Raw genomic sequence first — 9,197 nt, 5'->3', positions numbered from 1 at the left:
CATTATGCTACTACAAATCTCGTAAAATTAATTTCAACATTTTTTAAAACCCTAACTTATTATCTTTATAATTCTTTGTCAGATAAATTTCGTTAATAATACTAGTGAAAATTACTTATGTTTACTCAAATAAGAGATTCTCTTCCATCGGCAAAATCTATTATGTTAATCGAAATTCCTTATAAAAAACCTAATCATTTAATGAAATTAATAGTAAAAAAGCGTAAAATTTCCTTCTCGTATCGGAAATTTCTACACCGTTTTAGTGTTGCCCTAGGTGGTTTCTCGTAATTTCAATTGACGGGATATTCTGTCCTAGAAATCCCTAAAACTCTGTCTAATAAATTTCAAAAAAAGAGAGAACTACACAAGTTCTCCCTCAATCACTTTTTGACCACCCTATCATTGAGGCGGCAAGCCTCTCCTCTAGCATATTACCAAAATACCCCATTAAGCTTCTCTATTATTTTACGAATTCACTATTAATAAAGCTCTAACGACTTCTCTTATACGGTAAACGCTCTCTTTATAGGAAGTCTCTCAAACTAGTTGCTACCTCTTCTATATCTAAATCCAAGTATCGAGTTGTTACTGCTAAATTAGAATGTCCCAAGGCTTTGCTAATTAAAGCGACATCCGCACCTTTATTCAGTAAATTTTTAGCATACGCTCTTCTTATGGCATGCGGATTGATATCTTTCAGTCCAAATTCTTTACTATACTTATTTAGTCTTTTAGAAATTGCATTGTTAGTTGATTTTGTATCCAACGAATCTCCTTTTTGAGTTATGAAAACAAAGCTATTTTTCTTACTGTATCTTTTTCTAATTTTTTTATTTTGTTGTATTAACACCCGTAATAACTCAGCTGTTTGTTCATCTATTGGAAGCTGTAACATCTTGTGGTTTTTTAAAATGGAACCGTCTAAACTTAATGTCAAATTTTCAAAGTCTATATGCCGTTCTTCAAGTTGACCAAGTGTATTAATTCTTATTCCCGTTCTATGCAATGTAATTATTGCTACAGCATCCCTAAGACCGACAAAAGAGTTCAAATTAAGCAGAGACAGCAATAACTCGATATCTCCGCTTGCAGACCCCTTTTTGACGTTTTTATCTACTTTTATATTTATAGTCTTCCAAAATTTTTGTTCTAACCATCCATTATCAAAGCATTTAGTCAAAATAGCTTTTAAACACTTCAAGCGTGTTAGCTTCGTTTGATTGGACACAACCATGGAGCCGAGCCATGCATAGATAGTATCTACAGTTATTTCAGATAGATAAGTAGTCCCTGTTATTTTTGCGAAGTGATTCCAGTGCAATAGATAATCTTTCATAGTGCGTTCTCTAAAGCCACTTACCTGCATTTGCTTTGTAATAACCACCATTGCTTTCTCGAGCGTCATAAAATTGCTCTTTGGCTGCTGTAAATGTTCTCCCCGTATTAACTTACTAACATCCACTTGCACATCGAACACACCACTTCTTTTGGACATAAAAAAACCTCCTAATCAAATTGATTAGAAGATAATTTAGGTCTGTGTTTGGTGAGTAGGTCGGGAACAGGGATATTACCTACTAGTTCGAATCCCTGTTCTTTTCCCTACATGCTCTAAAAACCTATCACAGCGAGGCTTTCCACCTCTATTCCTATTACGTCCCAGGAGCGATTCGAACGCCCGACCGACGCCTTAGAAGGGCGTTGCTCTATCCAGCTGAGCTACTGGGACATGACTTTCTGCTCAATGCAATGGGAACTGTGAACAGCTCGTTTTGCATTCTATTTCGAAAGACAATTTTAATTATAGAAATCTTTTATGGAAATGTCAACGCTATTTTAAAAAAACATATCAAATCTGTCAAAATCAGTGGTGGCTCAGTTGCCGGACAAGCCAGGCATCGCTTTCCCTAATTCCCGAATAGCATTTCCGCGATGGGAAACCGATGCTTTCTCCGAAGGTTTCATTTCGGCCATCGTTTTATCCAAAGCCGGCACATAAAAAATCGGATCATATCCGAATCCGCTCTCACCTTTTCTTTCATCTGTGATCAAGCCCTCACAGGTTCCTTCAAAAAGGATGGTTTCCTTGCCAGGTGACGCCAAAGCCAGGACGCAGCGGAAACGTGCTGTCTTTTCACTATCCGGCACCTGGACCATTTTCTGAAGGACTTTATCGATATTGGATTCATCGTTTCTTTCATCGCCTGAGTAGCGGGCTGAATAGACACCCGGTTCGCCGTCAAGCGCATCGATTTCAAGGCCGCTGTCATCTGCGATGACAGTCGCCTGCAATTCCTGGGCAATCGCCTCCGCTTTCAGAATGGCATTCGCTTCGAAAGTTTCACCGGTTTCTTCGACATCCATATGTGGAGCAACATCATGCAAAGTCAGAACTTTATAGCCCATCGGTTCAAGCAATTGTTCAAAATCTTTGGCTTTGCCTTTGTTTTTCGTCGCAATGATTATCTCTTTCATAATTCCGACCTCGTTTCTTCTCCGATCCGGAGTGCGGTTTCACCAAGAATTTCTTTCTGCTTTTCAATTAATTGACGGATTCCTGCTTCACCGAGATCCAACATGTCGTTTAATTGAGCACGAGTAAATGTCGATTCTTCTCCTGTACCCTGCAATTCCACAAAATGGCCTTTGCCTGTCATCACCAAATTCATGTCGACTTCAGCAGTTGAGTCTTCACTGTAATCTAAATCCAGGATGGCGCCATTGTCTTTTGTGATGCCGACACTTGTGGCTGCCAGGAAATCCGTTACCGGGAAAGCTGTCAACTCGAGTTTGCTGATGGCCATGACCATCGCCACAAACGCCCCGGTAATAGAAGCTGTGCGAGTTCCGCCATCTGCCTGGATGACATCGCAATCGAGCCAAATTGTGCGTTCACCCAATTTTTCGAGATCGACCACCGCACGCAGCGCACGGCCGATTAAGCGCTGGATTTCCATTGTGCGTCCACCTATTTTGCCGGCCGATGCTTCACGCCGGTTGCGGCTTCCTGTCGCACGCGGCAGCATGGCGTACTCAGCTGTGATCCAGCCTTTCCCCTGGCCGCGCAGGAAACCGGGAACTTTTTCTTCTATCGTCGCTGTACAGATCACCTTTGTCTGCCCTACCGTTATTAACACGGATCCTTCAGGGTGGATCAGATACTCTGCCTGCATATTGACCGGACGCAATTGGTCCGCATTTCTTTCGTCTGCTCTTGTCATGGATATCCTCCTTATATTTACTCGATTAGCGTACCATATTTTATTGGGAGCGACAAAAACCTGACGGCGGCGCCATCAGGTTTGAGGGAATTTTATTGAATGGATGACCGGGTTGTCGATCTCCAGCCATTTCTTGATGATCGTTTCAAATATCGAAGTGGAACCTGATGTATAGAATTTATGCACTGGCTGATTGTCTGCTGATGCCAGCATATTTTGAAAGCGCAGATGATTTTCCACATCTTTGGCAGTTTCGGAAGCAGATGACAAGACGGTCACCGACGGTCCGAACTTCTCCTGGATAAAGTCATGAAGAAGCGGGTAATGCGTGCAGCCCAGTATAGCAGTATCAAAATGTTTGCGCTCCAATTGGGCAAGCGTTTCCCTCACCATTTTTCTTGCAAATTCACCTTCGTACTCATCACTTTCAACAAGCGGCACAAATTTGGGGCACGCCAGTTGAACAACGTGGCAAGAAGACATCAATGATTTCAACGCATTTTCGTATGCCCCGCTTTTCACTGTACCGATTGTGCCGAGCACGGCGATTTCCTTCGTGGCCGAAACTTTCATCGCTGCCCGGGCACCCGGGAATATGACGCCGATGACCGGAATCGGCAATTTTTTCTGCAATGACTCAAGTGTTGCAGCCGTCGCCGTATTGCAGGCGATGACGAGCAGCTTGATATTTTTATCCATCAGCGCCTTGGCCATCTGCCATGTATACTTCCTTACTTCCGCTTGTGGACGCGGCCCGTATGGACATCTTGCGTTGTCTCCGATATAAATCACTTGCTCGTTCGGTAAAAGCCGCATGATCTCTTTCGCGACAGTCAAGCCCCCGACTCCTGAATCGATTACTCCGATTGGCGCATTCGCTTGCATGTTTCCGCCCCTATTTCATGTTCGTGTGCAATTTCTCCAATAGGAATGAAAATTGCTCCACTTCTTCTTCGCTGAATTCACTCAGGACGTTCTGTAAATAATCCTGTCTTTTCTCAATCACTTCTTCAATGATGCGTTCGCCTTCTTTTAAAAGCTTGATGCGCACTACTCGGCGGTCCTGTTCTTCGCGGATCCGGACCACCAGTTCATTCTTTTCCATACGGTCGACCAGATCTGTCGTCGTACTGAATGCCAGATACATCTTGTTCGACAGATCGCCGATCGTCATATCACCATGTTCGAACAGCCATTGCAGCGCGATGAACTGCGGCGGTGTAATGGTATACGAATTGAGGATTTCCCGGCCTTTCTGCTTGATGATGCCGGAAATGTACCTCAGTTCCTTTTCCATGAAAGCGACGCGTCCCTTATCGTGCTGAATATCATTTTTGTTTTCATTCATCATTCATGTCCACTCCTTGAGTACAACTATTACTATATATAGTGAAGGTTTTTTTATGATTTAGCAAGAACTGACTTAATTTTCTGATGAAATTAACTGCTTGTTTTCAAAAAGCTCTTTTTCTTCAGCAGTCCAAGGATGTCCTTTGCCCGTGGCTTTGGAAATCTGCACCATCGCGCCTCTGCCTGTAAAGCAGGTTTCCCCTTTTGCGTTTACCACCCAATAATGGATATCGATCGACGACCTGCCGACAGATGCTATTTTCACAAACACGTCGAGCATTTCATCGAAATAAACCTGCTGCGTGTAGTCCACCTGCATATCAGCGATAACTGGAAAAAGTTCCCCGTCTCCCTTAAGCCAGCGCTGCATCAGACCTAATTCTTTCATATATTCGATCCGAGCGAATTCAAAATAAGCGATCGGCACCGTATTATTGACATGGCCGAACATATCTGTCTCAGAAAAACGCACTTGCACCGGAGCCGAAAAACTGAATTCCCGCTTCCATTGATCGAAATCCTTAATGTAATTAGCTTTCATTTGATTGCCTCCAATAATTGTTCCCTTACTATTTTATCAGTATAACAAAAACCCTGTTTTGTGGCTCTCATTTTCATTTCTGCAGAAGCGTTTTTACTATTTTTTTGACCTGCGAACCAAAACAAAAAACCTCCACCGAAGTGGAGGTTTTCTGTATCAATCAGACTGCGTGATCGCTTCCGAAGAAGTTACGGAACATTTGAACTGTAGTTTCACGGTTCAACGCTGCGATTGAAGTTGTCAAAGGAATACCTTTAGGGCAAGATTCAACACAGTTTTGTGAGTTACCGCAGCTTGCAAGGCCGCCTTCGCCCATGATTGCGTTCAAACGCTCATCACGGTTCATGGCACCAGTTGGATGCGCATTCATCAAGCGAACTTGAGAAAGTGGTGCAGCTCCGATGAAATCGGATTTATCGTTGACGTTCGGGCATGCTTCAAGGCAGACACCGCACGTCATACATTTAGAAAGTTCGTAAGCCCATTGGCGTTTGCGTTCAGGCATACGTGGACCTTCGCCAAGATCATGCGTTCCGTCAATCGGAACCCAAGCTTTGACTTTTTTCAATGAATCGAACATGCGGCTGCGGTCAACGACAAGGTCGCGGACAACAGGGAATGTTTTCATCGGCTGTAAACGGATCGGCTGTTCCAATTGGTCAACAAGAGCTGTACACGACTGGCGTGCTTTGCCGTTGATGATCATTGAACATGCTCCACAAACTTCCTCAAGGCAGTTCATGTCCCAGTTTACAGGTGTTGTTTTCTTCCCTTCCATATTGACAGGGTTACGGCGGATTTCCATCAATGCCGAGATGACATTCATGTTCGGCCGGTATGGTAATTCGAATTTCTCGAAATAGGATTCTTTTTCAGTGGAATCACGGCGTTCGATTTCAAAAATTACCGTTTTTGCTGCTTCACCCATAGTAATTTATCTCCCTTCTTTGACTCGTTCTTATGCTTTGGCTGAATAATCACGCTTGCGCGGCGGAATCAATGAAGTATCCACATCTTCATAATGGAAGATTGGTGCGTCATAGCCATTGAATTTCGCCATAGTCGTTTTCAAGAATTCTTCATCGTTACGTTCCGGGAAATCAGGTTTGTAGTGAGCTCCGCGGCTCTCATTGCGGTTCAACGCTCCAAGTGTGATCACTCGTGCTAAATGTAGCATATTTTTCAGCTGACGTGTGAACATTGCGCCTTGATTGCTCCAAAGTTGAGTGTCAGTAATATTGATATTATTGAAACGCTCAAGCAATTCCTGGATTTTCTCGTCCGTTTTCTGAAGACGGTCGTTATAACGGACCACTGTTACATTATCCGTCATCCATTCGCCAAGCTCTTTGTGAAGAACATATGCGTTCTCTGTTCCGTTAAGAGCAAGGATTTCATCCCATTTGCGCTGCTCTTCAGCAACCGCAGCAGCAAAGATGTCTTCCGGCATATCTTCTGCAAGAACTTCAAGGCCGTTGATGTAATCAAGCGCGTTCGGTCCTGCAACCATACCGCCGTAGATAGCTGAAAGAAGCGAGTTTGCGCCCAAACGGTTGGCACCGTGTTGAGAGTAATCAACTTCACCTGCAGCCAAAACGCCAGGGATGCTAGTCATCTGATGATCATCGACCCATAATCCGCCCATTGAATAATGGACTGCCGGGAAGATTTTCATCGGTACTTTGCGTGGGTCATCGCCTGTGAATTTCTCATAGATCTCGATGATTCCGCCAAGTTTGATATCCAATTCTTTCGGATCTTTATGTGAAAGATCCAGGTAAACCATGTTTTCGCCGTTGATGCCAAGCTTTTGATTAACGCAGACGTCAAAGATTTCGCGTGTTGCGATATCACGAGGAACCAGGTTTCCGTAAGCAGGATATTTTTCTTCAAGGAAATACCAAGGTTTTCCGTCTTTATATGTCCAGATACGGCCACCTTCACCACGAGCCGATTCAGACATCAAGCGCAGCTTGTCGTCTCCCGGAATCGCTGTCGGGTGAATCTGGATGAATTCGCCGTTTGCGTAATAAGCGCCTTGCTGATAAACGATGGAAGCCGCTGAACCTGTATTGATGACAGAGTTCGTCGATTTTCCGAAGATGATTCCAGGTCCGCCGGTTGCCATGATGACAGCATCTCCGCGGAACGCTTTGATTTCCATAGTCGTCATGTTCTGTGCAGTGATTCCGCGGCTTACGCCGTTTTCATCAAGAACAAGACCAAGGAATTCCCATCCTTCGTATTTCGTTACAAGACCGCTTACTTCGTGGCGGCGTACTTGTTCATCTAGTGCATAAAGCAATTGCTGGCCAGTAGTTGCGCCGGCAAAAGCCGTTCTGTGGTGCATCGTTCCACCGAAGCGGCGGAAGTCAAGCAAGCCTTCAGGCGTACGGTTGAACATGACGCCCATGCGGTCAAGCAAGCGGATGATCGCTGGCGCCGCATCTGTCATCGCTTTCACTGGACGCTGGTTTGCAAGGAAATCCCCGCCGTAAACCGTGTCGTCAAAGTGAATATCAGGTGAATCGCCTTCCCCTTTTGTATTTACCGCTCCGTTGATGCCGCCCTGTGCACATACCGAGTGAGATCGTTTAACCGGAACGATTGAAAATAAATCGATTGACGCGCCAGCTTCTGCGCCTTTTACAGCCGCCATTAAACCGGCAAGTCCGCCACCGACAATAATAAGTTTGCCTTTCGCCATTTTGGTATTCACTCCTCTTTTAATTCACCAATGATCGAATTCGTTTTAAACGAATGCCAATAAAGCGCGGATACCGATTACCGACAACACAAGGAACACAAGAAGTGTGAAGTATGTCGAATATCGCTGAGCTTTCTCGGATTGAGTAATGCCCCAAGTTACAAGGAATGACCACAAGCCATTTGATAAGTGGAACGTAGCTGTGAGTACTCCGACAATATAGAATGCAAGCATCCATGGATTATCCAGAATGTTAGCCATCATATTGAAATCAGCTTCCGCTGCATTCCCGATTGCTACCTGGAAGCGTGTTTCAAATACGTGCCAAGCGATGAAGACAACCAGGAATACTCCTGTATAACGCTGAGCTACGAATAGAAGATTGCGCAAATAGCTGTAGTGGCCAGGGTTATTCTTAGAAGTGAAAGCTATGTATACACCGTAAAAAGCATGATACATAATCGGCAGATAAATAACGAAGATCTCCAGGAAAATTACGAACGGAAGGTTCGCCATGAAGTGGGATGCGTTGTTAAATGCCTCGACACCTTGTGTTGCGAAATGGTTAACAATCAAATGCTGTGTAAGGAATAACCCGATTGGAATAATTCCAAGCAATGAATGCAACCTGCGCAATAAAAATTCACGATTATCCAAAACTTTTACCCTCCTCAAAACATTAATAAGGCAGTAAATGAAGCAATCGATATTTTACGAAAGCATCCATTGACTGCAAACAACATCATGTTACAATAATATGACATATTTATTGTACTCCGCTCAATTAGGAGCGTCAAGGCAACTTGTCTTTATTCAGAAGATTCCCCTAGGGGTTTCTACATATTGAAAGTGGGTTTACGATGACTGCAAAAGAACCTGAAACCACCGAACATTTCGGTTATGAAATTATTCGCGACTATGTATTATCAGATATACTGGGCAAACACGAAAACGACGTCCTCTACTGGGCCGGCAAATCACTTGCCCGCAAATTCCCTCTTTTCTCACTGGACGAAGCCGCCGACTTTTTCCGTCAGGCAGGATTTGGCGAATTAGTGACAGAAAAAACCGGCAAGGATGAAACCGTCTTCGTTTTGCGCCCTTTCAAACTCGATAACCGCTGCTTCAAGCTCGAAGCCGGCTTCCTCGCCCAGCAGCAGCAAAAAATCAGCGGCTATCTGACCGAAGCCTACGATGAAGTGCTGCCGAAGAAGAAACTGGTCCGAATCATGCTGAAAACGGATCTCCGCGAGCAAGTTTGAGCCGAATATGATGTGGAATGGCCGTCTCCTGGGGTGGGACGGTTTTTTTGTGCGCGTTTTTTGGTAGGGGTAAGTCCAATTGGAGTTTATTTGCGCAGAATTGGATTTACTTG

Annotated in this window: 10 protein-coding genes and 1 tRNA gene; 1 reads left to right on the top strand and 10 read right to left on the bottom strand. The window is 44.2% G+C overall.

All coding sequences use genetic code 11. The features are described from left to right. Nucleotides 1–526 precede the first annotated feature (526 nt). The 10 genes from CXF70_RS05010 to CXF70_RS04965 form a co-directional block, all read right to left on the bottom strand. Nucleotides 527–1,498 (bottom strand): tyrosine-type recombinase/integrase, encoded by a 972-nt coding sequence (locus tag CXF70_RS05010; RefSeq protein WP_101801749.1) that lies wholly within the window; start codon nucleotides 1,496–1,498, stop codon nucleotides 527–529. 160 nt (nucleotides 1,499–1,658) lie between these two features. Then, nucleotides 1,659–1,732, bottom strand: a tRNA-Arg gene (locus CXF70_RS05005). A 146-nt stretch (nucleotides 1,733–1,878) separates the two neighbouring features. Further along, nucleotides 1,879–2,478 carry an XTP/dITP diphosphatase gene (locus tag CXF70_RS05000; RefSeq protein ID WP_101801748.1) on the bottom strand — a complete coding sequence of 200 codons (600 nt, stop codon included), beginning with the start codon at nucleotides 2,476–2,478 and terminating at the stop codon, nucleotides 1,879–1,881. Next, nucleotides 2,475–3,224, bottom strand: coding sequence for a ribonuclease PH (gene rph / locus CXF70_RS04995; RefSeq protein WP_101801747.1), 750 nt, complete (start codon nucleotides 3,222–3,224; stop codon nucleotides 2,475–2,477). Before rph ends, CXF70_RS05000 begins: the two co-directional genes overlap by 4 nt. A 75-nt stretch (nucleotides 3,225–3,299) precedes the next feature. Then, entirely contained in the window at nucleotides 3,300–4,109 is an 810-nt protein-coding gene (gene racE / locus CXF70_RS04990; protein ID WP_101801746.1) for a glutamate racemase, read from the bottom strand. Nucleotides 4,110–4,119: 10 nt separating this feature from the next. Beyond that, nucleotides 4,120–4,575, bottom strand: coding sequence for a MarR family winged helix-turn-helix transcriptional regulator (locus CXF70_RS04985; RefSeq protein WP_369916921.1), 456 nt, complete (start codon nucleotides 4,573–4,575; stop codon nucleotides 4,120–4,122). A 72-nt stretch (nucleotides 4,576–4,647) separates the two neighbouring features. Beyond that, nucleotides 4,648–5,115, bottom strand: coding sequence for an acyl-CoA thioesterase (locus tag CXF70_RS04980; RefSeq protein ID WP_084246365.1), 468 nt, complete (start codon nucleotides 5,113–5,115; stop codon nucleotides 4,648–4,650). 160 nt (nucleotides 5,116–5,275) lie between these two features. Next, complete coding sequence (gene sdhB / locus CXF70_RS04975) at nucleotides 5,276–6,043, bottom strand: succinate dehydrogenase iron-sulfur subunit (protein WP_084246367.1); 768 nt, start codon at nucleotides 6,041–6,043, stop codon at nucleotides 5,276–5,278. Nucleotides 6,044–6,073: 30 nt separating this feature from the next. Then, on the bottom strand, nucleotides 6,074–7,822 hold the full coding sequence (sdhA, locus tag CXF70_RS04970) for a succinate dehydrogenase flavoprotein subunit (RefSeq protein WP_101801745.1): 1,749 nt from the start codon (nucleotides 7,820–7,822) through the stop codon (nucleotides 6,074–6,076). A 45-nt stretch (nucleotides 7,823–7,867) separates the two neighbouring features. Further along, a complete protein-coding gene (locus CXF70_RS04965) occupies nucleotides 7,868–8,479 on the bottom strand; it encodes a succinate dehydrogenase cytochrome b558 subunit (protein WP_133299061.1) in 612 nt (203 codons plus the stop codon). Between the two features lie 203 nt (nucleotides 8,480–8,682). Between CXF70_RS04965 and CXF70_RS04960 the strand changes: the two genes are divergently transcribed. Continuing rightward, on the top strand, nucleotides 8,683–9,084 hold the full coding sequence (locus tag CXF70_RS04960) for a YslB family protein (RefSeq protein WP_101801744.1): 402 nt from the start codon (nucleotides 8,683–8,685) through the stop codon (nucleotides 9,082–9,084). Nucleotides 9,085–9,197: the final 113 nt, after the last annotated feature.

The organism is Planomicrobium sp. MB-3u-38, from assembly GCF_002836425.1.
Classification (GTDB): Bacteria; Bacillota; Bacilli; order Bacillales_A; family Planococcaceae; genus Planococcus; species Planococcus okeanokoites.
The sequence above is the reverse complement of the archived record's forward strand: the minus strand, read 5'-3'. Positions and strand labels throughout refer to the sequence as shown.

Coding starts and splice junctions, on each gene's coding strand:
- CXF70_RS05010 (WP_101801749.1), bottom strand. CDS start 1,498: ATGTCCAAAAGAAGTGGTGTGTTCGATGTGCAAGTGGATGTTAGTAAG.
- CXF70_RS05000 (WP_101801748.1), bottom strand. CDS start 2,478: ATGAAAGAGATAATCATTGCGACGAAAAACAAAGGCAAAGCCAAAGAT.
- rph (WP_101801747.1), bottom strand. CDS start 3,224: ATGACAAGAGCAGACGAAAGAAATGCGGACCAATTGCGTCCGGTCAAT.
- racE (WP_101801746.1), bottom strand. CDS start 4,109: ATGCAAGCGAATGCGCCAATCGGAGTAATCGATTCAGGAGTCGGGGGC.
- CXF70_RS04985 (WP_369916921.1), bottom strand. CDS start 4,575: ATGATGAATGAAAACAAAAATGATATTCAGCACGATAAGGGACGCGTC.
- CXF70_RS04980 (WP_084246365.1), bottom strand. CDS start 5,115: ATGAAAGCTAATTACATTAAGGATTTCGATCAATGGAAGCGGGAATTC.
- sdhB (WP_084246367.1), bottom strand. CDS start 6,043: ATGGGTGAAGCAGCAAAAACGGTAATTTTTGAAATCGAACGCCGTGAT.
- sdhA (WP_101801745.1), bottom strand. CDS start 7,822: ATGGCGAAAGGCAAACTTATTATTGTCGGTGGCGGACTTGCCGGTTTA.
- CXF70_RS04960 (WP_101801744.1), top strand. CDS start 8,683: ATGACTGCAAAAGAACCTGAAACCACCGAACATTTCGGTTATGAAATT.